Here is a 24,939-nt window from a genome sequence, read left to right on the forward strand (position 1 = left end):
TTGACCACTCCTTAATAATTTTCGTTTTATCAACTCTACTTCTACATCATACCCAGCATTTGTTTTCTCTATTTCATGCATTTGTAAACGCAGTGTAAAATATCTGAAATTCGAGGTTGTTTTCATAGAATTTCAGATTACGACTTTATTCGACCAATATTTACATTAAATTTACAAACTTACGTCATTAAATTAATTCTACAATAGTAGAATTGGACTAATCCAAAAAAATAGAGAAGGATATACATACATTAGGAGGAACCATATGAAGCTGCTAATGCATTTACGGAGAAGAAGAGTAACATTTACGATGAGAACCAAATTAATTGTAAGCTTTTCTTTATTATTTATTATTTTTACCGCTGTATCTGTTTTCAATCTAATGCAAGTGAATCAGATTAAGAGTCAGTTTTCTTTTCAAAATCAACAGGCAGATAAACAATTGCTTTCTTTACATCTTAAACTTATGGCGAATGAGCTGGATGCTTTGAAGTCAGCGATGATGATTTCGAAAAACACAGAGCTGGTTAGTCCATTCAAGGAAAAATCAGAAGAGTTTTATAAATTGGTAGCACAGATATCAGAAACAGCCTCTAATTCGGATGAAAGAAAATGGGGAGCACGTCTAACCAATACTGCAAAGGAATTTACCTCTGCATTTGATACCGCAGTTTCCGTCGTTGAAAATAAAAGTCTATCCATGCAGGACGTAACTAAGCAGTTAGAAACGATACATACCTCTTCACAAGTACATAAGGAATATATATTTGAACTGGTCGACCAGTTTAGTCAAGCTTATAAAGAAGATGCGGCTAATGCAGTGATCAGCACTGACAAGCTTCTCGATAATACTGTTAATGTGGCGATTATGACCTTATTTATTGTTTTAATCTTTACACTTTTCATATCATTTGTACTTGTTCGTTCGTTTATGAAACCAATTCAGCTTCTGCAGAAGGCCGTACAACAGATTGCCGGCGGGGACTTACGAAATAAGATCAATAGTACGGCCAAAGATGAACTCGGTATGCTAAGCCAAAACTTCGACCTTATGGTCGATGGGGTCCGCAGCATGCTTGAGCACACCCAAACGATCGCCTACTCTCTGTCGGATCATTCGCAAAGGTTTCGCGAATTTTCTGGAGCAACCGCTACAGCCAATCAAGAAATCATCCGTTCCATTCAAGAGATCTCTGCCGGAGCGGAGGAGCAGGCTAATCATTCGGACAAGAGCAGCGCTATTCTATCCCAATTATCGACAGAGATTCGTCAAATTTCCGATTCCACAAACAAGATGCTCCACACAAGCCGGGAAGCAGCTTTTAATACCCATCTTGGCTCCAAGTCAATGGAAGCATTAAAGTCTGCAGTGAACCATTCCGAGGATGTGCTTCATCAGGTTTACATGGCGATGGAAACTCTAACAAAAAGCTCTGCGCAAATCCGCAAAATCGTCGGAACCATCACCGAGATTTCCGCGCAAACCAACGTATTGGCGCTGAATGCTGCGATAGAAGCCGCAAGAGCCGGGGAGCATGGGCGAGGCTTTTCCGTCATCGCGGAAGAGGTACGCGTTTTATCATTGCAAACAAGTAATTCTTCTAAAGGCATTGATCAAATTGTCCAATCACTACTTGCGCAAATGTCAGAGCTTGAAACCTCCTTAGGCACGGCAAAGCAGTCCTTTGGAGAGCAAAACCAGAAGATGAACGATAGCTTAGGAGCGTTCAACGAAATCCGCGAATCCATGGACGAACTGACCAATCAGATCGGTCAGGCACACGTGTTAATCGAGCAAGCAGAGGTGAAGAATTCTGTATTAGTTGAGTCGGTACAGCATGTAGCTTCGATTGCTCAGGAAACTGCCGCAGGTGTTGAGGAAGTCAATTCATCGTCAACCCAGCAAGATTTCGCCATTCAGCATATCGCAACTCAGTCAGACGATATCTTAGGTCTTGCATTACAATTGTCCGAAGAAATCAACAAATTTAAGATCTCTTCTGATAACGAGAAACCGGATACTTTGGAAGCAGAGACTAGCGTAGATACTATCTCAGCAAATGAACCAGTTCTTAGCCAGGATGCTTCGGAGCCAGACGACGAACAAGAACAGCTCTCGGAAAATAAAGAGCCCGTACTCATTAGCAAGCCATAGTAGATTTCACAGCAAATCAGTACCGCCCCTCTCCTTCCCGCCGGGAAATAAAGAGGGGCGGTTCCGTTTCTCAATGCACGAATCGACCTTCCTCCGGTACGGCAATCTCCTCAAAATTTTCAGCCAAATCGCTTAAACTAAGAGACAATTCTTCTCCGCTCATGGGTGTTCCATGCCCGGTCACAGCGATTAAAGGGCGTAAAGCTTGCAGCTTGCGAACCGATTCCTTGGCTGCCCGCCAATCCGTCGTAAAATATTTGGGCGGCCCGCTTATTTCCTGTTTTTGAATAAGCACCTTATAGAGAGACTCCTGTTTCACGGTTACAAAGGCATCTCCGGCCAGGAGCGCCCGATCCTTTTCTCGAAACAGAGAAATATGTCCCGGTGTATGCCCTGGCGTATGAAGCCATTGCCATTCCGGCAGACCGGGAACTTTCCCATCTGCCGGCAGCGGTTTAATTTGGTCCCCTAGATCGATGCTATGATTGGGAAACAGCGGAGAAAGCTCGCTCACGAGTCCGCCATTTACGGTAGAGTCCCCTTTGGGATAATCCGCTTTCCCTGTCAAATAGGGGATTTCGAGCTCATGTGCATACACGGGAACGTCCCATTGCTCCAGCAAAACTTCGATAGACCCAACATGATCAAAATGACCATGCGTCAAGATGATGGATTGCGGTTTACTATTCGGGCCAAAGCGTTCTTCAGCCACACGTATAATGCGCTCAGCGGTGCCGGGCATGCCCGTATCAACTAATACCCATTCTTTCACTTCCTTGAGGATTTCGCCAACGAAACAAAGATTAACGATCTGATCGCAATAATAGAAGATGTCTACCGTAACCTCATGCCCCTCCCCACTCGATAGGGTGGTCAACGGGATAAATGTATGTTTGTAAGTAGAATCCAATTCCATTTATCGTTCCCCTCCAAGCCTGATTTTGCGCACAAAGTCCCCCAAAAGTGACCCTTAAACTTCGAAGCATATTCCGATTACTTTTGGGGGAGCCCCCGTTTATCCACAGAAATGTGCTTTGCATAGTTTCTTGTACAAAAAAGCCAAGAGCCATAGGCTCTTGACCTTTATAAAGTAGTATTGCATTATTTTGCAATTTCATCCGTAGCTTTAATGTTGCGTAAAATGCTGACTTCGACCCGGCGGTTTTTGGCCCTGCCCTCTGTCGTATCGTTGCTCACGATAGGGCGATATTCGCCAAAGCCGACCGAATGGTAAGAAGCCGGATCAATTTTACTGTTATTCAGCAATATTTTCATATAATTCACAGCCCGCTTCGCACTCAAATCCCAGTTCGTTTCAAAGTCCTGCCTGTGGATGGGTATATTATCGGTATGTCCCGCAACCTCGACCTGATACCCAGGGTAACGGCTAAGCAGATCAGCCATAGATATGGCCAGCTTCTGGGCATCTTGCTTCACGGTTGCCGATCCCGAATCGAAGAGCGCTCTGTCGCTGATCGTAATCGTTAGTTTCTCATTATCCAACTTCGTCGTCAGCTGCTCATTCAAATTATTTTCTTTGATGAAAGCGTCCATGCTTTTCTTTAATTCCTCGAGATCCTTTTCTTCCTTCTGCAGCTTTGCAGCAAGTTGGCTATCTTGTTTGGCTTCCGAATTCGGAGAGTTTTGCTCTTGACCCGTGCTTTTCGTTGCATTCGCCTCTTGATTGATCGGAATCAGATTGGACATGGCGAAGGGCGCCTCTCCCCCTGTAAAAGCACTGTTCAGCGACCGCATGATCGAGTCATACTTCTTGGAATCCATCTGACTGGAAGCAAACAGAATGATAAAAAGCGCTAGAAGTAGAGTAAGCAAGTCGGCATAGGGAATGAGCCAGGTTTCATCAATATGTTCTTCATGTTCCTCATGCTTCTTCTTTTTGCTCACTGTGGAGTGGCCTCCTTCGATTCTTCATCAAAGGCTGCACGATCAGAGTTGGCGACGAAGATCATCATTTTTTGCTTCACGGAGTTAGCCGAGACACCGGATTGAATGGAAAGCAAACCTTCAACGATCATCAGTTTGATTTCTACTTCTTTCTTTGATTTTTGCTTTAATTTATTGGCCATTGGGTGACAAATGACATAACCGAGAAAAATACCGAACAACGTAGCAACGAAAGCCGCCGAAATCAAGTGTCCCAGTTTTTCAACTTCGCTCAAATTTCCCAGCGCCGCAATCAATCCTACTACAGCACCGAGTACCCCCAGAGTCGGAGCATATGTACCTGCTTGGGTGAAAATGCTTGCATATTTCTTATGTCTGGCTTCCATCTCGGCAATATCTTCAAGCAAGACGTCCCGAACGAAATCAGGATCGTTTCCGTCAATAATAAGTCTCATACCGCTCTTCATAAAAGGATCCGAAAGTTCTTCCGCTTGGGTTTCCAAAGAAAGCAAACCTTCACGGCGTGTAATCGATACCCAGTTGATGAATGTTTCGATGAGCTCTTTTTTGGGCATCAGCTTTTGTTCGGTGAAAATGATTTTAACAAGTTTAGGAAACTTCTTCATTTCTTCGAGTGAAAATGCTATAAATAAGGCCGCTGCCGTTCCTCCGAAAATAATTAACATTGCCGCAGGATTCAGGAGTGCAACTAAGCTTGCTCCTTTCAAAACCATACCTACACCGATTGAAATAACCGCTAGGACGATACCAATGAGTGATGACTTCTCCATCTTCCTACTCTCCTCTAAATAATCTAATAGATTTCACGCAATCCCCGAATTTTCGACAAAATCAATGTATGTGTACATCTATAATAAATTTACTTACCATAAATGACAATACTATTTTGTCGATAATATAGTTCCATAGACTTATATAGACAGGAATATGGAATCCTTGTCATATATCTTTTATACGTGAATCATCAGAATCCCTTCTTAAATCGATATCTTCAATATGAATCGTAAAAATGGCAACACTAAACTAAAGGAGTGATTCAGTTGGAAAAACGAGACTTCGGCCTGATAGGGCGTAAGTTCCCGATTTTGAGCTTCGGCGCTCAGCGGATCGTCGACGAGCATCATTGCTCGGAAGAGCAAGCGATTCTGATTGTGAACCGGGCGATAGACGAAGGCATTACGTATTTTGATACAGCCCCCAGCTATTCGGATGGCCAATCTGAAGAAAGGCTCGGCAAAGCACTGCAAGGCCGCAGAAAAGATGTATGGATCGCCACCAAGACGCATGACCGGACCAGAGACGGCTCCTTGAAGCTGCTGGAAGCCAGCCTAAAACGGCTGCAGACGGATCATGTAGAGGAATGGCGACTGCACAACATCATGACGATGGACGAGCTTGATCGCTGCTTCGCCAAAGGCGGAGCGCTGGAAGCGCTCCTTGAAGCTAAAGAACAAGGGGTGATCAAGCGGATCAGTATAAGCGGGCATACGAATCCGCGCGTTCAGCTGGAAGCGATTGAGCGATTCCCGTTCGACAGCGCACTGGTCGCTTTGTCCGCAGCGGATCATTTCATCTACAGTTTCGCACATGAATTTCTGCCAAAAGCGAATGAGAAAGGCGTCGCCATTATCGGCATGAAAGTCATGGCGCTGGGTAAGCTAGTCCCTTGGTACGAAAAAGCGCTGCAATATACGTTCTCACTGCCGATTTCCACAGCGATTGTCGGCATGGAGTCCATGCAGCAGCTGGAACAAAATCTCGACATCGCGAGAAGCTTCAAGCCTATGACGGATATGGAGCAGCTTGAGTTCTTCAAAGAGATCGTCCATCTAGCAAGTCCTGATGTGCTGCGCTGGAAAGCCAGCGAGTGGATGTCCGGCGAGTGGTACGTCCGCTAGCTGTTCATCTGCAAAAGAAGAAGCCAGCAGTCACGCATGCTTTCAATGAGGAAGCAGCGTGCGCCTGCTGGCTTTTTTGATCGGATGATGAAATCTCTATCTTTTCCCATCCATTGCTTTAAAGCTTTTGCAAACCAATTCATACACTTCTTTCTTGCTCGTAGCCTTTATCATCTGATCTACAGTTTGCTTGCTTTCGATCATATAAGCGATTCGCGAGATCAGTTCCGGTTTTTCCTGATGATGGCCGACTACAGCTATTAACAGATAAGCGGTTTTCCCGTTCCCGTAATCGATACCGTTCGGGTATTGGGTAATAACGATTCCTGGCTTGCGTATATACTTGCTGTCTACATTCACCCCGTGCGGGATTGCCACGCCATTGCCGATATAGGTGGAAAGCATCTTCTCTCTTTGATGCAGTTCTTGGATGAACATGGGTTCCGTATGGGAAAGCCGAATTAATGCCTCTCCGATTTGCTCAATGGCCTCCTCCTTATGCTTGGCTGACATTTGGAGCAATATATGATCCATAGTGAACACGGTCGACTCGGTTATTCTCGAGGTATCCTCTGAATTTCTTTCAAAGCCTGAACCTATTTTTGAAATGAAGTCTTCATAGAATTGTTTATCTAGGAATGAGGTGATGGAAAAATGCCGCGCAGACGGCGCTGATAATTTGGCCCGTTCAGTTAAATGGGTGTGAGAAATAACAATGTCTGCGTCTGATGAAAGTTCATCGACCGAACAGTTTGTTACCTCAATAAATAAGCCTGATTCCTTCAATTTTTTGCGCAATAAGGCCGCCCCCATAGCACTCGACCCCATTCCGGCATCGCAGGCAAATACAATCTTATTGATTCGCTTATTCATCATCGTATTGCCATCTGCGGCCATCTGTAGTTCAACAACCTCTCTAACGCTCTGGGTATGGTTGGATATTTTTGAAGAACTTTTGGATATCACCAAGTAACAACCAAGAAAACTAATGAATGCCGATACGAGAAAACCTGCTAATACGGCCATATGCATACCTTTTGGAGCCATAAACATCAGAACCATAATACTTCCGGGAGAAGGTGTTGCAACGAGCCCGGCATTCAGGTAAGCAAATACGAAATCTCCGGCAACTCCGCCGATAATCAAAGGAATAATTGTGACCGGCTTCAATATGGCATAAGGAAAATAAACCTCGTGAATCCCGCCTAGGACATGAATGATCAGGGAAGACCTTACATTTCCCTTTTCCATACCTTTTGCATGCAAATAATAAGCTAATAGTAATCCTAGGCCCGGTCCTGGATTCGTTTCAAGCAAGAAGAAGATGGACTTTCCAAGCTCCCTCGCCTGGTTGATTCCTAAAGGCTCCAGAATGCCGTGATTGATTACGTTATTAAAAAAAAGCACTTTGGCAGGCTCGATGATGATCGCGAGCGGCCACAAATATCCCGAAGCGACCAACTGTTCCGCACCCGCAGCAATGAAACTCATCATATGAACAAAAAGCGGTGTAATTTCGTAAAAAGCAACCAGCGCGAATGCAATCGAAATGGCTCCGGCAGCCACGGTATAACACAAGAGCTCCAAGCCCAATGGAATCCATGCCTCGAGCCATTTGTCCACTTTTTTGATGATGTACCCCATGACCGGACTAACGAGCATGGCAGGCAAAATCATGGAATAAGAAGAAGTATTTCCCGCAATCATGCCAAGCACAACAAAGGCGGAGACGACTCCGCCCCGATGGCCACCCATCATTCTCCCCCCTGTATAAGCGAATAGAAGAGGAATGAAATAAATAGTGAGAGGATCGATTAATTGATGAATCCCCTGCTGAGGCCACCAACCTAAAGGACCGAATAAAACCCTCAACATCCCAAGGGCGACAAGACAAGCGACATTCTGAAAAACCATTGTACTGAAGAATCGTCCAATACGATCGAGTAACTTCATAATCTCCCTCTGAATTCCGCACTCACTTTTTGCATATAGCTTCTGCTCAGGAGAGCTTTTATACGTTTTCTAACTTCTCCCGATTCGCCGCTCAACAATGTTTGCACAAACTCATCTTCGATTAGCTCAGCGCTGATTTCACTCACCATTTCGATGTGCTCCTTAGGCGAGGTGCGGGGAGCAAGCAGCAATAGAACCGCTTTGACTTGGGCAGCGTGATCCGTTACCCACCAATCTATATCTTGTTCGAGTAGAAACAGGCATACGCACAGCGAATCAATAGCTTCGCTTCTGCAATGAAGCATGGCAAGCCGATCCTCTTCAAGAACAAGTCCACCCAGTTGCTCTCTCTTCGTCAACTCTTCTTGCAAGCGAATTGTATCGCTATTTGATAGATGGGAGCCGACAAAAACAGAGGCCTTGCGTATCATATCTTCTTTAGTCGTTACTTGAACATGCTCAGCCAGATATATATGCTCCATAATGATCATGATCGCTTCGCCATATCGATTTACTGCCATTACCGTTTCCTCAATTTCCACAGTCTCAATAGGTGCTGCGCCGGATGACATCGGCATCGTTTGTAAATAACCCTCTATCAACTCTATATCTGCCTCGTATAAAAAAGAATTCACGACAATAACCTTATAATCATCATGTTGAAAAGGAACCGTAGATATGATGAGGTCGATAGGCCGTTTTTTTTGCGTCCATTCTTCCAATTTCAGGATGGAAACAGTATCGACAATTTTGATATGCGGGAAGTTTTTTTCGATTTGCGCGCCCAGCAGCCTGGACGTTCCCATGCCGCTGGCGCATGCAAGCAAAACGCGGTAAGAAGCGGAAGGCCTGATTCTTTTTCTAACCAGCGCTGCGCCAAAGTGCATAGCCAGGTAGCCGATTTCTTCTTCCGGCACTTTACAATTTAACTGATCTTCCAGATAACGGGCTGCCTTCACAGTAGCGTTATATACGTCGGGATATTCTTGACGAATGCGGTTCAGCAGCGGATTCCGAATATCCATATTGAATAAAAGCCGTTGGATGGCTGACTCCAAATGAGTACTCAACGATTCAATGAGCGACTGATCTTGCTCAAGTTCAAGCTTCAGCTCTTTCTCTACAATCCGGATCATCGGGTAAACGTAGTAGTCGATATCGGGATAGGCTTTCTTATCGGATAACGTTATATTTCGCTTGCCCTGCGCGCCAAGAAGATGCATCGTAATATAACCGACTTCGCTTTCGGGGATACCCACCTCAACAGCAGCACTTAATTCTTCGGCTATTTGAAGCGCCCAGATGAACTCATCGGTTTCTTTTAACTTTTGCAGCGCGTCCGGATTGATGGAGATGTTCTCGCCGCTCTTCAAACGCTGGATGGCCAGTGCAATATGGACAACAAAACCGACATAAGCACTGTCGGTCATCTCGTAACCATGAAGTTTCTCCGTTTGCTTGATCACATTCTCGATGTGAGAGATCGTCGTCGGTTCCACAAAATGAAGCAAATGATTGTGTATCGACAGCTCCAGCTTAAATTTATCGGAGAATGCAAACGTATACGAATTTAATATTTCCATCAATTGCTCTTGGGAAAAGTGCTTATACAGCAGATCGACTATAGCGGCGCGTATGCTTGTCTCATTTCCCTCGATAAAAACACCCAAGCCCGGCTTTCGCACGAGCTTGATTTGATGCTTGTCAAACCAGGGTTCGATTTTGTCCAGATCATTGCTGATTGTCGCTTCGGTCACTTCAAGCTTACTGCTGAAATAAAACAACTTTGTTGGTTCCTTTAGGCTAAGCATCATCTGCATCAACAAATATTGGCGTTCTTCAGGCGAAAAAATCTTCGTGCTTAGATTGACGGACAATTGATTGAGAAAATCCCTTCTGGCGATATCCGTGCCCTCGATGCTTAATCCGACGCCCGATTTCTTAGACAATGTTAATCCTTGTTGGTTCAATCGAACATCGAGTCCGTCGATTTCGCGTTGAATCGTCCGGATGCTAATCTTCAGGTTGTCCGAAATTTCTTTCAATGTTACCGGTGCCGAGGCATGCAACAAGAGCGAAAGGATTTGATGTTGTCGTGAATTGAAGGTCATACCTTGTCGCTTCATGCCAGCCTCCGGGATTAGAATGAAATTTGTACCTTTAGAATGGACGGATCTTTCGGGTGTGCCAGGAATTCAACGGTCTCTTCCAAGGAAATCACTTTGGAAATTAACGGTTCAGTAACAATGCGTCCTTCCTTGATCCAATGCAAAGCTGGCAGGAATGTATGATTGATCGCCATAGATCCGATGAGTGTCCAATCTTTATTATAAAGTTTAAACGGATTTATTGAAATTTTAGAATGTTCGGGTGTAACGCCGAATTGTAAATATTTTGCGCATGGTCCCATATAATCTAAGGCCTTTTCGATAACGGCTGGGATACCTGTAGCATCTACTACGATGTCGAAGCCATAGGGATAATGCGCTTGACTTAATTCTTTTTCTACGTTCTCAACTAAAATCCCTTTTGTAGCCCCGAATTGAATAGCCGCATTGAGTTTATCTTGATCTTTGTCCACGACGACAAGTTCAGAGGCGCCCACCTTTTCAATCGCTTGAACAAGCTGCTGCCCCATGGCTCCAGCCCCAAATAACAGAACACGATTGCCAACCTGAAGCTGCAAACGATTCATCGCATGTACAACGCAGGCAATAGGCTCAATAAAAGCCGCTTCGGCAAAGGACATAGTGTCGGGGATTTTAAATACATTCTTAGCAGGCATGGACACATATTCTGCCATACTACCGTTCACAGTATTTCCCAGAGCATTCCAATTCACACACTGGTTCCCTCGGTGTGTCAGGCAAAAATCACAGGCGCCGCAAAATAATGACGGGTCCGCACTCACACGGTCGCCAACTTGCAAGCCGGTCACATACTCGCCAATTTTGTGGATCGTTCCGGAGAATTCGTGGCCTGGAATGATGGGAAAAGGGGATATGAATTCCCCTTCAAAAATATGAAAATCGGTTCCGCAAATCCCTGTTCGTTGTACTTTAATCGTTACTTCTCCTGCGGCAGGTTCCGGATAGGCAACTTCTTGTATGCTCGCTTTGCGTGGTCCTTCGATGACTAATGCTCTCATAAGTTATCAGCTCCTTGAGGATAGATCATGACCTTAATGCTCGTTTCCTTTTGCGTTCTGGCGACTTCAACGGCTTCCTTAATCTCATTCAGCGAATATTTGTGGGTAATGACATGCCTAATATCCTGATTCGCTTTGTTCAGCGCCTGAATGGCTGCAGGATACGTATTCGCGTATCGGAAGATGCCATACACATCGAGTTCCGAATCTACTAGTGTGGGAATGTCTAACGGAATCGCATCCGTCGATGGCAAACCTACGAAAACAATCCGACCGCCGCGTTTGGCCAAATGGACCGTATCCGCAATGGCTCTCGCGTTCCCTGATGTCTCGATGATGACATCAATGCCTTTCTTGTCGGTCAACCGCTCAAGATTCGCTTGAATATCGTCTTCCATTGGGTTGAATACTCCCGATGCCCCAGCCTTTAAAGCAAGATTTCTGCGGAATGGGACTACATCACTGCCGTAAATTTCAGTGACTCCATACAGCTTTGCTGCCTCCAAGGCCAGCAGACCGATAGGACCAAGCCCTAAGATGAGAACTCTGTCATTCGGATGAACACGAGCTCGGCGCATCGCATGGAAACCTACCGATAGCGGTTCAAGTAAAGCTCCCTCTTCATAGCTCATTTCATCGGGCAACTTATACAAAAAGTCGCTTCTAACCGCTACATATTCCGCCCAAGCGCCGTCTACAGGGGGAGTCGCCATAAATACAACATCAGGGCATAGATTATAACGTCCTGATTTGCAGTACTCGCACCGTCCGCACGTGATTCCAGGTTCTACAGCCACACGGTCTCCAACCGTTACATTTGTTACCGCATCCCCGACGCTTATGACTTCTCCAGCTAATTCATGACCGAGAATAATCGGTTGTTTGACCTTATATCTTCCGATTTTCCCATGCTCATAATAATGCACATCGGAACCGCAGACTCCAATGCAATATACTTTAATAAGTGCTTCATCAGGCTTAGGCAGAGGGATAGGCACTTGCTTCACCTCAATAGAGAACGGTCGGTCCAAGACAGCAGCGCGCATCGTTTCATTCAACATTTATTTGGCCTCCAAATCTAATTCATTTCTTTTCCAATACTTTATCCTTTTACTGCCCCCATGGTCAGTCCGCGTACAAGCTGCTTCTGTGTAAACCATCCCAAAATTAATGACGGCAGAACAGCCATTGTAGCGACGGATGACATTTTCGCCCAGAACAATCCTTCCTGAGTCATAAAGGTTGACATGAAGACTGGAATTGTCGCGGCATGCGTATAAGTCAGACTGACACCAAAGAAAAATTCATTCCAGACAAATACAAGGCATAGTAATGATGTCGATATGATTCCAGGTCGAACAAGCGGCAGCGTAACTTTATAAAAGCCCTGAAGCCCAGATGCGCCGTCAATTTGGTAAGCTTCAATAGTCTCATGAGGAACATCCTTGAAGAAGGAACGCATCATCCAAACAACCAAGGGCACATTCATCGCGGTATATAATAAAATCAATGTGTATAAAGAATCCAACATGTTTAGGTTTTTCACAACAAGATAAACGGGAACGATGACACCGACAGCCGGAAGCATTTTGGTGGAAATAAACCAAAACAAGATGTCGTCGCCTTTTCTCAATTTATACATAGCAAGAACGTAAGCAGCCGGAACGCCTAACAGCAGTGCCAACAGCGTGGAGCTTATGGAAACAACCGCCGAGTTCTGTAAATATTCGCCTGCACCAGCGTCCCAAATGATCCTGTAATTGTCCAGTGTCGGTTTAAAGAATAACGTCGGAGGCATGGCTGCTGCCTGGCCTTCCTGTTTAAAGCCAGTTAGAAACATCCACAGTACAGGGAAAAAATATACGATTGCTAGGAGATAGGTAAACAGCGTAAGTAATGCTTGCAACAATCTTTTCATGACAATTCCCCTCCAAATGTTCTGCGCAGAAATCTGAATAAAACTGTCATTACTATCGTTGTTAGAATAACAATAATGACTCCCAATGCTGAAGCTCGGCCAAGATCCCATGCCTGGAATCCGATACGATAAACATAGAACGGCAAATTCGTTGAAGCATAGCCTGGCCCACCGGACGTGCTAACGTAAATCTCGCCGAATGTTTGCATAATAAAAATAAGTCCTAATAATGCTGCCACTTCGATATATCTCAACAAATGCGGAATGATCACATAGAATAACTGCTGTGGTTTGGTCGCTCCGTCTAGCATAGAGGCCTCCATTAAATCAGGTGAAACGGATTGCAATCCGGCAAGGAGAACTAGCATGAAAAATGGCATCCACTGCCATGTTACGATACCTATTATTGTTTCAAGCGGGTATTGGCCTAACCAATCAATTGGATTTCCACCGAACAATTGGACCATATAAGAGCTGAGGCCGAAACTTGGATTCAACAGCATTGTTTTCCATATAATTCCCGATACCGCTGGCATTACAAAAAATGGAGAAATGAACATCGTGCGAATGATACCCTTAGCAAAAAAATTCCGATTCATGAGTAAAGCTAGCCCCATGCCAAAAAATAAACATAAGCTAAGCGAAGCTACTGTTAAAATGGCTGTGTTTTTTAGCACTTCCCAGAAGGAAGGCTCAATAATAATATCCAAAAAATTGGAAATACCGGCAAACGTTACTCCTTTATCCGGCCTCATTAAATTCCAGTCATGCAGACTGTAATAAACCGTTACAATAAATGGAATTTGTGTAATCAGAGCAACAAATATGATGCTAGGCCATAATAAAAGCTTAACTGGCGGGGCAGAGAAATGTTTTTTTGATGTTTTTCGTACAATAGACTTCTCCCACACTTTCGTTTCCATATAATCTCCTTCTCTTTAAGGCGAAGGAAGGGGGGGCCCCTTCCTGTGCACCGTTGTTCATTAGTTCTTATAGCCTCCGTCTTTCGCTATTTTCTCGGCTTTTTCCTGAGAAAGCTTCATGGCGTCATCGACAGACATTTTCCCGCTGATGGCCGAAGCGACAGCTTGACTCACTTCTGTTCCCAGCTCTTGGAACTCTGGAATGGCCACATACTGAATACCTTGATAAGGAACCGGATCTTTCGTCGGTTTCTTGTAGTCGGCGTTCATCATCGATTTAAGGACGAGATCGGCGAATGGCGCAGCTTCTTTATACTTCGGATTGTCGTAAGTTGATTTTCTGGTACCTGGAGGCGCTACAACCCAGCCTTCCTTTTCACCGACTTTATTGATGTATTCCTTGCTCGTTGCCCAAGTAATAAATTTAAATGCTTCTTCTTTATTTTTGCTTCCCGACTCAATGGCCAAGGACCATGCCCATAACCATCCATTGTTGCTTTTGGCTTGACTTGGCGCCAGAGCGTATCCGATTTTACCTACGACTTGGGAATCCTTTGGATTATTCAAGAAGCCTGCCGCAACCGTCGCGTCGTACCACATGGCCGCTTTTCCCGTCGACATCAAGGTCAGCGATTCTGTAAAACCAGTCGAAGTAGCGCCTGGTTGACCCGCTTCCTTCAGCAAATCAACGTAGAATTTAACCGCTTTCGTTGTTTCCGGGCTGTTAAGTTTTGCATTCCACTGAGTGTCATACCAGGACCCGCCAAATGCGTTGATTACTGTGTTTAGCGGTGCTAGTACTTCTCCCCAACCAGGCAAGCCTCGAAGCACAATCCCTGGAACATTGTTCGCGGCTTTCACCTTTTTCGCTATATCCGCAACTTGATCCCAAGTTGGACTCTCCGGCATCGTTACTCCTGCTTTAGCCAGCATATCTATGTTATAGTAAAGCATGCTGCTTTCTCCATAAAAAGGAAGAGCGTATAACTGTTTCTCATAAGAGAGCGCATCCCTTACTGATGGAAAAATATCTTCCAAATCATATTTGGATTTCGCATCTCCCGGCATGCTGTCCAGCTGAGGGGTTAGCGGGGAAATCCATTTATTTTTCGCCCAGATCGGCGCATCGTAAGTTCCAATCGTTACGATATCGAATTTGCCGGCTCCCGATGCCGCATCCAGTGTCACTTGTTTACGCAAATCATTTTCAGGAAGTGTAATGAAGTTGATCTTCACACCATTGTCTTTCTCATAATCTTTAGCCATTTTTTGCATGATGACCATGTCGGGGTTGTTTACAGTAGCTACGGTAAGTTCAGCTGTTTTTTTACTGCCGCTTGGTGTTGATGCGGTGCTTGCTTCCGGTTGTTTCGCTGCATCCGTTGGACTGCTTGTCGTACTTGACGTGCTGCATCCGGAAAGCGCTAACATTGTTGTGAAAGAAAAAATGGATATAACCTTCAAGCCTCTGTTCAATTGAAAACCCTCCTATTATCGGGGACCCCCCAATTTGATTAGGATACGAGCAACTTCATGTCAAAATTTAATTGCTGCTGTTCCTGACTCAATTATAAGACCCGCACTTCACAGAAGTATACAAACACATACGCAAGTTTGACATGAAGAAGATGACGCCATGATTAAATAATGAGGATAGTAAAAAGCCGTGAGAAGAGTTATTCTCTCACGGCTTATATCGTTAAATGGATGTTATCCTGCTACTCTATGATCAAAGCATAAACAATGCCCGGCCCATGCACGCCGATCGTCAAATCATTCTCAATATCCGCGGAGCGGCTCGGCCCAGAAATGAAGTGAATACCCGCCGGCCGGTTTTTCATCGCCAGCTCGTCGAACGGCCGAAGCACTTCACCCAGCTTCGTTACTAGGCGTTCCGCTGGAATGATCGCGATGAGGGTCGTCGGCAGCAAGCTGACGCTGCGGCCCCGCGTCGCGTCGGAAGTGACCACGAGTGAGCCGGTGTTTGCTACGGCGTGCTCGACGGCTACGATGCCGATATCGGCGCCGGCGGCCTTGGCCACGAGCTTATCTTTACCCTGCTCGTCGGCGCCGCCGGAATTCCATACGGTAACGTCCGTGTCCATAGCGGCCAGCGCCGTTCGCAGCTCCGCAAGCTCCTCTTGGTCTTGAATGATCAGGTTCTTCGCTTGCGTATCGGCGATGAAGCTCGCGATAAAGGCCAGAGCTTCCGCCATGCCAACCAATCTTCTCGTATGGCCGCCGGCCTTTTGCCAATTCGTCATAAATAATTGGATCCGCTGTTCTAGCGGAAGATCAACTTCCTCCCAGAATTCGGGAGCGCCTTTGATCGAGCGCGGCGGCAGGCTTTGCAGCGGTCGCTCTCGGCCTAACCGGGTGGCGATGTTGGCGAAGAAAGCCTCCTGCTTCCGGCGGGATTCATCATGCAGCTTCCGAAGGAATTCCGCGTCTGATTTAGCCATGGTGTTTGCCTCCTCCTGTTCGGTTCGCGATCAGCCGCTCCATGCGAGCTTTCATGTCCGGATTCAATTCCGGAAGCGTACCGTCCAGCTCCTTCTCGATATCCTTCCATGATTCGCGGAAAGTCTGCTTCGCTAAACTTGGCGCATAGCGGTAGGAGTTCCAGCCTTTTAGCGGACCGATCTTCGCTCTAATGTGTCCATCGCGGACCAGTACTTTTTGCCCGATGCGGCCTAATTTAATTAGCGCCTTCACGCGCCTTGAGTCCGACATGAGGAACTTAAAGCCGGACATACCGGCCTTCTCGGCCAAATCCGTCCCTCCGCGCTCAACTTTGCGCTGACGCAAATAGACCAGCATATCATGCAGCGGAATCTTTACGGGGCAAGCCTCGTAGCAAGCGCCGCAGAGGCTTGACGCATTCGCAATGTCGTCCCATTCGGCGACATTTTTGTTCAACGCCGGTGTCAGTACGGCGCCGATAGGTCCGCTATAAACGCCGCCATACGCGTGACCGCCAATGTGGCGGTAGACCGGGCAGGCGTTGAGGCACGCGCCGCAGCGGATGCAGTTCAGCAGCTCCTGGAACTGCGGGTCGCCGAGCTGCAAGGAACGTCCGTTATCCAGGATGATGACGTGCATTTCCTCGGGCCCATCGCCGTCCTGCTGGCGCTGCGGTCCTGAGATGACCGACATATAGACGGTCAGCTTCTGGCCTGTGGCCGATCGCGGCAGCAAGGTCGCCATGACTTCTAGATCGTCCAAGGTCGGAATGATTCGCTCCATGCCCATGAACGTGATTTGCGTCTTCGGCACGGTACTAACCATGCGGGCGTTCCCTTCATTTTCAAAGAGAACGATCGAGCCCGTCTCCGCAATGGCAAAATTGCAGCCTGTCATGCCAATATCGGCTTCCAGGAACTTCTCTCGTAATTTTCTGCGTACGAAGCCTGCCAGAATGCCTGTATCCGGAGGCAGCTCCTCGCCCGCTTCCTTCGATAACAGCTCGGCGATTTGGTAGCGATTCTTATGAATCGCGGGAATAATAATATGCGAAGGCGTCTCGCCCGCGAGCTGGATTATATATTCGCCGAGGTCCGTCTCGACAGCCTCGACGCCCAGCTGCTCTAGCGCATGGTTAATATGGAGCTCCTCGGATACCATCGATTTGGATTTCACGACGCTTTTCGCCTTTTTATGCTCGGCGATCTGCATCGTTAACTCAACCGCATCAGCAGCGTCAGCAGCGAAATGGACATGAACGCCCTGCGCCCGCGCATTTTCCACAAATCTTGCTAAGTAATAATCCAGATGCGCGATCGTATGAAGCCGAATTTGACGGCCGCGCTCCCGCCATTCCTCCCAGTTGCCGTGCTCTTCCGCAGCTGCGAGCTTGCCGTTTTTCAATCGCTCCGTCGTGAACTTAACGGCATTTCGCAAAAATTCATTATTCAGCGCGACCTTGGATCTTTCCTTAACCGTACCGCCTGCCTTATGCTCGCTCATGCGCCAGCTTCACTCCCTCTGCCAGTAATTCCGCTAGATGCATGACTTTTACGGGCTTGCCGCGATAAAGCAGATTCCCCGAAATATTCATGAGACAGCCCATATCGAGTCCAACGAGTACTTCCGCTTCGGTTTCCAGAACATGGTCAGACTTCTCCGACACCATCGCGCCGGAAATGTCGCACATTTTCACCGCAAAAGTCCCTCCAAATCCGCAGCAATCCTCTGCGTGCGGGAGCGGAACAAGCTCCATGCCGCGTATGTGTTGCATGAGCTCCATCGGCTCGGATTTGACACCCAGTAATCGGCTTCCGTGACAAGACGGATGGTAGGTCACCTTATGAGGGAACTCCGCTCCAAGATCCGTTACCCCCAAAACCTGAACGATAAACTGCGTGAATTCGTACGTTTTCTCTACAAGGCGGTTTGCCTTAGCCAGATTGACAGGGTCATTTTCAAAAAGCTTCGGATAATAATGATGAATCATACTCGTACACGAACCCGATGGCGAGATAACAAAGTCACTGTCTTCAAACGCTTGAAGCAGAGTCATCGCCGAACTCCGGGCTTCTTCCCAGTACCCGCTGTTAAATGCCGGCTGACCGCAGCACGTCTGAACTTCAGGAAAATCAAGCTTAACTCCGTAGCGTGCCAGCAATTGAACCATTGAAGCACCTACGCGGGGGTATACAAGGTCGCTTAAGCAGGTGATGAACAAAGAAACTTTCATGAGGCAGCTTACTCCCTTCCATGACCGTCCTTGCAAGCCGTTTCGCTATACAAAAAACCATCCTCAGCACTATCGAAATAATACCGGTGATGGAAGGGACGATCGCGATTAATTTGGTTCCAACTGCAGGACTTGAACGCCTTTTTCACGGATCTGGTTCACAAAGTCCTTATTGGTTTGTTGATCGGTTATCAGATGATGGATTTCATTCCATCCAGCTACTTGCGTCAACGACTGCATGCCGAATTTGCTATGGTCAGCCAAGAGGTAGGTCTCGTCAGCGATTGAAATCATTTTATGCTTGATAAGCGCTTGAAGCTCATTCGACTCGCTAATGCCCCGCTGCATATGAACCCCCTTGCAGGACAAGAACAACTTGTGGGCATGATACACATCCAGGGATCTCTCCGCCAGCGGTCCCACATAAGACAGCGATTTGGGAGATAGAAGTCCTCCCGTCGAAATCACCTGAATTTTTTCCTTCGTGCTGACCTCTAAAGCTACTTTTATTGAATTGGTAATGATCGTCAGAGGCATATCCGGTATGATTTTGGCCATATACCAAGCCGTTGTGCTCGCGTCCAAAATGATACGGTCATTCTCTTGAATGCGTGAGACAGCTTCCTTGGCGATGCTGTTCTTGAAGTCAGCATGCGCTGTCTCCCTCTCCATAAAAGGAACCTCGGATTGCGCTTCCTTCACGCTCACTGCGCCGCCATGGCTGCGCATCAGCTTGCCTTCGCTCTCCAATTTATCCAAATCCCGCCGGATCGTCTCTTCCGTAACTTGACATAACTCGCTCAGTTCGGTGACGCGAATGCTTCCGCGCTCATTCACCAATTGAACAATTTTTTGCCATCTTTCCGCTACCAGCATCGTCTTCCCTCATTTCACAGTCGATCGGGATGCCATCTGATAAAATGTTTCATACGCTTCCTGCCAAGCTTCACCGTCATCAGGCGTGTAAGTTTTTACAGGGAACGAATTCCGAATCAGCTTTCTGGCTTCGCTTAAGTTTGCGATATACCCAAGTGTAATCCATTGTACTACAAGGTTGCCGAGGGCACTACCCTCAACAGGACCCGCCCAAACCTCACGCAGAATGGCGTTCGCCGTGAATTGGCAGAGCAGCTCGTTCTGAATGCCGCCGCCTACGATATGAAGGCCCGAGTACCTTTTGCCTGAAAGCTGCTCGGTTCGCTCCAGAATAAGACGATACTTCAACGCCAGGCTCTCCATGACGCACCGGATGATTTCGCCTTCCGATTGCGGAACCATTTGCTGCGTATCCCGGCAGTACTGCTGAATTTGCTTCGGCATATGCTCAGGATTCAAAAATGCGTCGTCGTCCGGATCGATAAAGCATTGAAACGGTGCTGCTTGCTCAGCCAGCTTAACGAGGTCGGCAAAGCCCAGGCTTCGGCCTTCCTTATCCCATGCTCGCTTACATTCCTGAATGAGCCACAGCCCCATGATGTTCTTAAGCAATCGATTGGTGCCGTAAACACCGCCTTCGTTCGTGAAATTCCATTCGAGCGCCTGCTCGCTGAGAACCGGAGACAAGGTTTCCGTACCGAGGAGCGACCATGTACCGCAGCTTAAATAAGCAAAATCTTGATCGAGCGCCGGAACAGCAACAACTGCGGATGCTGTGTCGTGCTCCCCTACGGCAATGACAGGAATGGAAGCAACATCCAGTTCTTCACAAATCGCTGTGGTCAGCGAGCCTACCTTGGTACCGGACGGAACGGGCGGCAAAAGCAGCTTGGACGGAAGCTCAAGCTGATCGAGCAGTTCCTGGTCCCAATTCCGGGTGGATGCATTCAGTAGCTGAGTCGTCGTAGCATTCGTATATTCGCTGTGCTTCTCACCTGTCAGGAAATAGCGGAGCAGGTCTGGAATCATAAGAAGCGTATCGGCTTGATCCAGCAGCGACGGGTTTCTCTCTTTTAACGCATACAGCTGGTAAATCGAATTGAATTGCAGGAACTGAAGCCCTGTCTTGGCAAAAAGTTTCTCTCTGCCGATCTGTGCAACCAGTTGGTCCATAACCCCATCCGTTTGATGGTCGCGATAATGGTACGGATTGCCGAGCAGTTCGCCATTCGGCGCGATCAGACCAAAATCCACTGCCCAGGAGTCAATAGCAAGACTCTCCACATCCTGTGCGTAGCCCAGATGCTTTGACTTAAGAATCCCTTGTTTAATCTCGTGAAATAATCGCAGAATGTCCCAATGAAGGCGGCTGCCCACCTTCACGGGATCATTCGGGAAGCGGTGAATTTCCTCGATCGTCAATTGGCCCGCTTCGGAATCAAGCCGTCCGACGATCGCTCTGCCGCTGCTTGCTCCTAAATCAAAAGCCAGAACGGTCGATGGCTTACTCACCAGCTCGCACCGCCCTTGCCTCGAACATTAATGCTCTCGTCATAGCCGCTCGCCAGATACGCCTTCATCGGATCGACAGGCACGCCCATTTCTTCGCGAACCGCATGGAGAAGCGGCGTGACATCGAACTCGAACGCCCCTCGGACAGCGTCCTCCGCACCGAGTACATCCTGGCGCTCTTGCGCGTCTTTCACTTCTTCCAGGTTGATCAGCAGCGCTTTGGCATATTGCGTCTGAACATTCAGAACAGAACGCAGCATCGCTGGAATTTTTCTCTCAATATTATGGCTTTGATCGATCATATACGCGATATTGTCAGCAGCTTGGCGGACTTGCGGGTTTGCATCGTTAGCTGCATCAATAATTTGATAAAAAATTAAGAACAGCTCATACGGATTCACGGAGCCCACGATCAAATCGTCGTCGCCGTATTTGCGGGAATTGAAGTGGAAGCCGCCGAGCTTATTTTCATCCAACAAATAAGTTACGATATGTTCGATGTTCGTCCCCTGCGGGTGGTGTCCGGTATCCACAAGCACTTCAGCTTGAGGGCCGAGCTTGTTCGCCATATTGAATGCCATTCCCCAATCGGCCAAATCGGTGTGATAGAAAGCAGGCTCATAGAACTTATATTCAATCAGCATCCGCATACTTGGCGTCATGGCTTGATACATTTCTTTGAGGGATTCATACATCCACGTTTTGCGTTTGCGGATATCAACTTGCCCCGGATAGTTGGACCCGTCTGCGAACCATAGACTAAGCACATCGGAGCCTACGGTTTTGGCGATATCCACACACTCTAACAAATGATCCGTCGCTTTGCGGCGAATCGCTGCGTTAGAATTAGTCACACTGCCGAAAATATAATCGTCCTCTTGAAATAAATTCGGGTTAACGGCACCGATGGAGACGCCAAGTTCAGCCGCATGCTGTTTCAGTTTTGCGTAATCGTCAACCTTATCCCATGGGATGTGAATGGCAACCGACGGGCAGACGCCTGTCAGCTTGTGCACTTGCGCAGCATCCTCGAATTTTTCGAACGGATTGCGAGGTACGCCGGTTTGCTTGAAAACTTTGAAACGCGTTCCGGAATCTCCGTAGCCCCAGGACGGGGTTTCGACTTTGAGCGCTTTCAACTTGCTTTTGACGGCATCCAGATCAATACCTCTATGTTTCTGCTGCTCTTCGAACAGTGTATATGCACGGTCGCTCATCGGATTGCTGCCTCCTAATAGATATTTGGTTCACTTTGGCGGGTTATTGATTTAAGGGAAACGCCATCGTCGTCATGAGGCTGTTTTCCGCTTGTGTGGCATCGAGACGGCTGTACTGCACGATAACAGGAATATCGCTTTCCACTTCCATCGCGTAAGGTACGCCTTTGGGGATAGACTCACCGTTTTTAACGAGCGAGCCCGTTCTGACGTGCTTGGTTCGTCTTGCGGGAATCACGACCCCGATCTTCTCGATCGGGTCGCGGTCCTCAAAGTAAACGGTCACTTCAATATGAGCATCTTCATAAGTGCAATTTAAGATACAAATGGATTCGTGACTTTCCAGCTCACCGGAGCTGACTGTCGGAATATAGCCGTCTGGAATATACCAAAGCTTGTGCCCTTTTTGCAACGTCATAGGTGCCTCCTTAACGTGTGAAGGCTGCAGGAACGCCGCCGTCAACCGTAATCATGCAGCCTGTCGTTTTGTCCGCTTTGGAAGAGGCAAAGTAAACGATCGCTTCCGCGATATCTTTCGGAAAAATGTTCACGAGCAGCGTCGTTCTTTTGCGGTAGTGCTCCTCAAGCTGATCCGGTTCGATGCCGTAAGCGGCAGCCCGCTCATTGCGCCAGCTGGAGTTCCAAATCGCAGAACCTTGGAGGACAGCATCCGGAAGAACCGAGTTAACCCGGATTCCATACTCTCCGCCTTCAGCTGCGATGCAGCGTGCCAAGTGAATTTCAGCCGCTTTGGCCGTGCTGTATGCGGAGGCGTTTTTGCCTGCGTAGATGGAATTCTTGGAGCCGACGAATACCATGCTTCCGCCGACGTTTTGCTTTTTCATGATTTTGAACGCTTCTCTGGCAACCAGGAAATAACCCGTATTGAGCACGTTCATGTTCAGATTCCACTCTTTAAGTGAAGTTTCATCAAAAGGACTGGATGTTGCCAAACCAGCGTTGTTTACGATGATATCGATACCGCCATAAGTAAGGATCGAATCGCGGTAAGCCGCTTCCACTTCTTCTTCTTTCGTTACATCCATTTTAACGGCAATCGCTCTGTTGTCGCCATATTGCTCATTAAGCTCGGCCGCAAGCTTTTGTGCGCCTTCGAGGTTCAAATCGGCGAGCACGACGTGCGCGCCTTCTTTTAACAACTGACGAGCCGTTACGCTGCCGATACCGCCGGCGCCGCCGGTGATGAAGGCAATTTTACGCGAAAACTCAGCTTCCGCAGGAGCAAGCGTCAGCTTGTAAAGCTCAAGCGGCCAGTATTCGACGTTGTAGGACTCATTTTCGCTTAAGGATACGAACGTTCCGAGCGCTGTTGCGCCTCTCATCACGGAAATCGCGCGGTGATAAAGAGCTCCGCTCACTTGCGCCATCGCCCAGCTTTTACCTGTGTTGATCATCCCGATCCCTGGAATCAGGATAACGCGAGGCGCAGTTTCGAAGATTACGTCGCCTTCATTTTTGTTACGGTCAAAATAGGCTTTGTACTCTTCTTTGTAAGCGGCGATTCCGGCTTTCAGAGCATCCGTGAGTGTTGAAGCATCTCTGGAATTCGGGTTCCAATCGATATATAGAGGCTTCATTTTCGTGTGAACAAGGTGATCCGGGCAAGCCGCACCCACTTGCGACAATACGGCAGCGTCCTTGCTGTTCACGAATTGGAGCACATCGGCAGCGCTGTCTACGGTTAAAATCATTTTCTTCTCGGCGCTTACCGCTCCGCGTACGATTGGCAGCACTTGCGCGAGAAGGTCATTGCGCTCTACTTCGGACAAAGACTCGTATTTCGCTCCGCCGTAAAGATCGCTTTCTTTTACTCTAGCTTCGATGAAGCTTTCCGCTTCGTTGATAATCGCCAGCGTCTTGAGGTAGCTCTCTTCCGACGTCTCGCCCCAAGTCACCAGACCGTGCTTCTCCATCAGTACCAATTCGGCTTTCGGGTTATTTCTTACGCCTTCGGCGATCATTTTCGACAGTGTGAAACCAGGGCGTACATAGGGTACCCATACGAAGCGGTCACCATAGATTTCCTTCGCCAGCTCCTTACCATTGTGCGCGCAGCAAAGGCTGATAATCGCATCCGGGTGCGTGTGATCCACGTGCTTGAAAGGCAGGAACGCATGCAAAAGCGTTTCGATCGATGCACGCGGATGCTTGCTGTCGATCATGCAGTTGACGAGATAAGCAACCATTGCCTCATCGGACATTTCATCGCGTTCGTACAGCGGACGGATGTCATCCATGCGCAGACCTGTGAAATTCTTTGCTTTCATCGTCGCGAGGTCGGAGCCGCTGCCTTTGACCCACATCACTTCCACTTCGCGTCCGCGGAAATCGGTTTCAATTGTTTTCATCGACGTGTTGCCGCCGCCCCAGTTTGCAACTGCGCGATCTGTCCCCAGCAAGTTCGAACGGTATACCAGTTCGTCCAATCCGCTTTTTACCGCTTTCGCTTTTTCCGTTTCCCACAAATTCGCAACCATAAGTACCCTCCTCAAATTCGTTCCCATGAATAATGTGTTTGTTCTTGATGGATTTATCGTAACACATCTTTGTTTATTTTTGAATATATATTTTTATTTTTGTTTCATAGGCAACTCGCTTGCCACCTCATATCCGGCCTTCCCTCATCTGCAAGAATGAAAAACATCGCTACAGACTCGATTCCACCTGCTCCTCTCGTCTGTTAAATGCTTCTTAAA

Annotated in this window: 20 protein-coding genes; 2 read left to right on the top strand and 18 right to left on the bottom strand. The window is 47.4% G+C overall.

Going from position 1 to position 24,939, the window contains the following annotated elements; genetic code table 11:
* Positions 1 to 265: 265 nt before the first annotated feature.
* The gene (locus ICC18_RS14405) at positions 266 to 2,155 is read left to right on the top strand and encodes a methyl-accepting chemotaxis protein (RefSeq protein ID WP_188175117.1); all 1,890 of its coding nucleotides are present in this window, start codon (positions 266 to 268) and stop codon (positions 2,153 to 2,155) included.
* Positions 2,156 to 2,225: 70 nt separating this feature from the next.
* Here the strand turns inward: ICC18_RS14405 and ICC18_RS14410 are convergent, their stop codons facing one another.
* From ICC18_RS14410 to motA, 3 genes are all read right to left on the bottom strand, one after another.
* Positions 2,226 to 3,071: an MBL fold metallo-hydrolase gene (locus tag ICC18_RS14410; protein WP_188175118.1), complete on the bottom strand. Its 846-nt coding sequence runs from the start codon at positions 3,069 to 3,071 to the stop codon at positions 2,226 to 2,228.
* Positions 3,072 to 3,256: 185 nt separating this feature from the next.
* On the bottom strand, positions 3,257 to 4,060 hold the full coding sequence (gene motB, locus ICC18_RS14415; protein WP_188175119.1) for a flagellar motor protein MotB: 804 nt from the start codon (positions 4,058 to 4,060) through the stop codon (positions 3,257 to 3,259).
* Positions 4,057 to 4,851 (bottom strand): flagellar motor stator protein MotA, encoded by a 795-nt coding sequence (motA, locus tag ICC18_RS14420; protein ID WP_188175120.1) that lies wholly within the window; start codon positions 4,849 to 4,851, stop codon positions 4,057 to 4,059. Before motA ends, motB begins: the two co-directional genes overlap by 4 nt.
* A gap of 270 nt (positions 4,852 to 5,121) precedes the next feature.
* Here motA and ICC18_RS14425 point away from each other — a divergent pair, with 270 nt between their 5' ends.
* The gene (locus ICC18_RS14425) at positions 5,122 to 5,979 is read left to right on the top strand and encodes an aldo/keto reductase (RefSeq protein ID WP_188175121.1); all 858 of its coding nucleotides are present in this window, start codon (positions 5,122 to 5,124) and stop codon (positions 5,977 to 5,979) included.
* 96 nt (positions 5,980 to 6,075) lie between these two features.
* Here the strand turns inward: ICC18_RS14425 and ICC18_RS14430 are convergent, their stop codons facing one another.
* From ICC18_RS14430 to ICC18_RS14500, 15 genes are all read right to left on the bottom strand, one after another.
* A complete protein-coding gene (locus ICC18_RS14430) occupies positions 6,076 to 7,932 on the bottom strand; it encodes a PTS sugar transporter subunit IIA (protein ID WP_188175122.1) in 1,857 nt (618 codons plus the stop codon).
* Positions 7,929 to 10,058, bottom strand: a complete 2,130-nt coding sequence (locus ICC18_RS14435) for a BglG family transcription antiterminator (protein WP_188175123.1) — start codon at positions 10,056 to 10,058, stop codon at positions 7,929 to 7,931. The genes ICC18_RS14430 and ICC18_RS14435 overlap by 4 nt, the downstream gene beginning before the upstream one ends.
* Positions 10,059 to 10,072: 14 nt before the next feature.
* Positions 10,073 to 11,080, bottom strand: a complete 1,008-nt coding sequence (locus tag ICC18_RS14440) for a zinc-dependent alcohol dehydrogenase family protein (RefSeq protein ID WP_188175124.1) — start codon at positions 11,078 to 11,080, stop codon at positions 10,073 to 10,075.
* Positions 11,077 to 12,141 carry an NAD(P)-dependent alcohol dehydrogenase gene (locus ICC18_RS14445; RefSeq protein ID WP_188175125.1) on the bottom strand — a complete coding sequence of 355 codons (1,065 nt, stop codon included), beginning with the start codon at positions 12,139 to 12,141 and terminating at the stop codon, positions 11,077 to 11,079. Before ICC18_RS14445 ends, ICC18_RS14440 begins: the two co-directional genes overlap by 4 nt.
* 41 nt (positions 12,142 to 12,182) lie before the next feature.
* Complete coding sequence (locus tag ICC18_RS14450; RefSeq protein WP_188175126.1) at positions 12,183 to 12,998, bottom strand: carbohydrate ABC transporter permease; 816 nt, start codon at positions 12,996 to 12,998, stop codon at positions 12,183 to 12,185.
* Positions 12,995 to 13,921 carry a carbohydrate ABC transporter permease gene (locus ICC18_RS14455; protein WP_188175127.1) on the bottom strand — a complete coding sequence of 309 codons (927 nt, stop codon included), beginning with the start codon at positions 13,919 to 13,921 and terminating at the stop codon, positions 12,995 to 12,997. Before ICC18_RS14455 ends, ICC18_RS14450 begins: the two co-directional genes overlap by 4 nt.
* Before the next feature lie 60 nt (positions 13,922 to 13,981).
* Positions 13,982 to 15,397, bottom strand: coding sequence for an ABC transporter substrate-binding protein (locus ICC18_RS14460; RefSeq protein WP_223192563.1), 1,416 nt, complete (start codon positions 15,395 to 15,397; stop codon positions 13,982 to 13,984).
* A gap of 242 nt (positions 15,398 to 15,639) precedes the next feature.
* A complete protein-coding gene (locus ICC18_RS14465; RefSeq protein WP_188175128.1) occupies positions 15,640 to 16,383 on the bottom strand; it encodes a LutC/YkgG family protein in 744 nt (247 codons plus the stop codon).
* The gene (locus tag ICC18_RS14470) at positions 16,376 to 17,887 is read right to left on the bottom strand and encodes a LutB/LldF family L-lactate oxidation iron-sulfur protein (protein WP_188175129.1); all 1,512 of its coding nucleotides are present in this window, start codon (positions 17,885 to 17,887) and stop codon (positions 16,376 to 16,378) included. Before ICC18_RS14470 ends, ICC18_RS14465 begins: the two co-directional genes overlap by 8 nt.
* Positions 17,874 to 18,617: a (Fe-S)-binding protein gene (locus ICC18_RS14475; protein ID WP_188175130.1), complete on the bottom strand. Its 744-nt coding sequence runs from the start codon at positions 18,615 to 18,617 to the stop codon at positions 17,874 to 17,876. The genes ICC18_RS14470 and ICC18_RS14475 overlap by 14 nt, the downstream gene beginning before the upstream one ends.
* A gap of 108 nt (positions 18,618 to 18,725) precedes the next feature.
* Positions 18,726 to 19,493 (bottom strand): DeoR/GlpR family DNA-binding transcription regulator, encoded by a 768-nt coding sequence (locus ICC18_RS14480; RefSeq protein ID WP_188175131.1) that lies wholly within the window; start codon positions 19,491 to 19,493, stop codon positions 18,726 to 18,728.
* Positions 19,494 to 19,502: 9 nt separating this feature from the next.
* Positions 19,503 to 21,008 carry a rhamnulokinase gene (gene rhaB, locus ICC18_RS14485; protein ID WP_188175330.1) on the bottom strand — a complete coding sequence of 502 codons (1,506 nt, stop codon included), beginning with the start codon at positions 21,006 to 21,008 and terminating at the stop codon, positions 19,503 to 19,505.
* Positions 21,002 to 22,222, bottom strand: coding sequence for an L-rhamnose isomerase (rhaI, locus tag ICC18_RS14490; protein ID WP_188175132.1), 1,221 nt, complete (start codon positions 22,220 to 22,222; stop codon positions 21,002 to 21,004). The genes rhaB and rhaI overlap by 7 nt, the downstream gene beginning before the upstream one ends.
* A gap of 43 nt (positions 22,223 to 22,265) precedes the next feature.
* Positions 22,266 to 22,640, bottom strand: coding sequence for a sensory rhodopsin transducer (locus ICC18_RS14495; RefSeq protein WP_188175133.1), 375 nt, complete (start codon positions 22,638 to 22,640; stop codon positions 22,266 to 22,268).
* A 10-nt stretch (positions 22,641 to 22,650) separates the two neighbouring features.
* Complete coding sequence (locus ICC18_RS14500) at positions 22,651 to 24,720, bottom strand: bifunctional aldolase/short-chain dehydrogenase (protein WP_188175134.1); 2,070 nt, start codon at positions 24,718 to 24,720, stop codon at positions 22,651 to 22,653.
* Positions 24,721 to 24,939 lie beyond the last annotated feature (219 nt).

It is taken from the genome of Paenibacillus sedimenti, from assembly GCF_014534655.1.
GTDB lineage: Bacteria > Bacillota > Bacilli > Paenibacillales > NBRC-103111 > Paenibacillus_E > Paenibacillus_E sedimenti.

Excerpts from the sequence above, each read along its gene's own strand:
- ICC18_RS14405 (WP_188175117.1), top strand. The coding sequence starts at position 266 with ATGAAGCTGCTAATGCATTTACGGAGAAGAAGAGTAACATTTACGATG.
- ICC18_RS14410 (WP_188175118.1), bottom strand. The coding sequence starts at position 3,071 with ATGGAATTGGATTCTACTTACAAACATACATTTATCCCGTTGACCACC.
- motA (WP_188175120.1), bottom strand. The coding sequence starts at position 4,851 with ATGGAGAAGTCATCACTCATTGGTATCGTCCTAGCGGTTATTTCAATC.
- ICC18_RS14430 (WP_188175122.1), bottom strand. The coding sequence starts at position 7,932 with ATGAAGTTACTCGATCGTATTGGACGATTCTTCAGTACAATGGTTTTT.
- ICC18_RS14435 (WP_188175123.1), bottom strand. The coding sequence starts at position 10,058 with ATGAAGCGACAAGGTATGACCTTCAATTCACGACAACATCAAATCCTT.
- ICC18_RS14440 (WP_188175124.1), bottom strand. The coding sequence starts at position 11,080 with ATGAGAGCATTAGTCATCGAAGGACCACGCAAAGCGAGCATACAAGAA.
- ICC18_RS14445 (WP_188175125.1), bottom strand. The coding sequence starts at position 12,141 with ATGTTGAATGAAACGATGCGCGCTGCTGTCTTGGACCGACCGTTCTCT.
- ICC18_RS14450 (WP_188175126.1), bottom strand. The coding sequence starts at position 12,998 with ATGAAAAGATTGTTGCAAGCATTACTTACGCTGTTTACCTATCTCCTA.
- ICC18_RS14455 (WP_188175127.1), bottom strand. The coding sequence starts at position 13,921 with ATGGAAACGAAAGTGTGGGAGAAGTCTATTGTACGAAAAACATCAAAA.
- ICC18_RS14465 (WP_188175128.1), bottom strand. The coding sequence starts at position 16,383 with ATGGCTAAATCAGACGCGGAATTCCTTCGGAAGCTGCATGATGAATCC.
- ICC18_RS14470 (WP_188175129.1), bottom strand. The coding sequence starts at position 17,887 with ATGAGCGAGCATAAGGCAGGCGGTACGGTTAAGGAAAGATCCAAGGTC.
- ICC18_RS14475 (WP_188175130.1), bottom strand. The coding sequence starts at position 18,617 with ATGAAAGTTTCTTTGTTCATCACCTGCTTAAGCGACCTTGTATACCCC.
- ICC18_RS14480 (WP_188175131.1), bottom strand. The coding sequence starts at position 19,493 with ATGCTGGTAGCGGAAAGATGGCAAAAAATTGTTCAATTGGTGAATGAG.
- rhaI (WP_188175132.1), bottom strand. The coding sequence starts at position 22,222 with ATGAGCGACCGTGCATATACACTGTTCGAAGAGCAGCAGAAACATAGA.
- ICC18_RS14495 (WP_188175133.1), bottom strand. The coding sequence starts at position 22,640 with ATGACGTTGCAAAAAGGGCACAAGCTTTGGTATATTCCAGACGGCTAT.
- ICC18_RS14500 (WP_188175134.1), bottom strand. The coding sequence starts at position 24,720 with ATGGTTGCGAATTTGTGGGAAACGGAAAAAGCGAAAGCGGTAAAAAGC.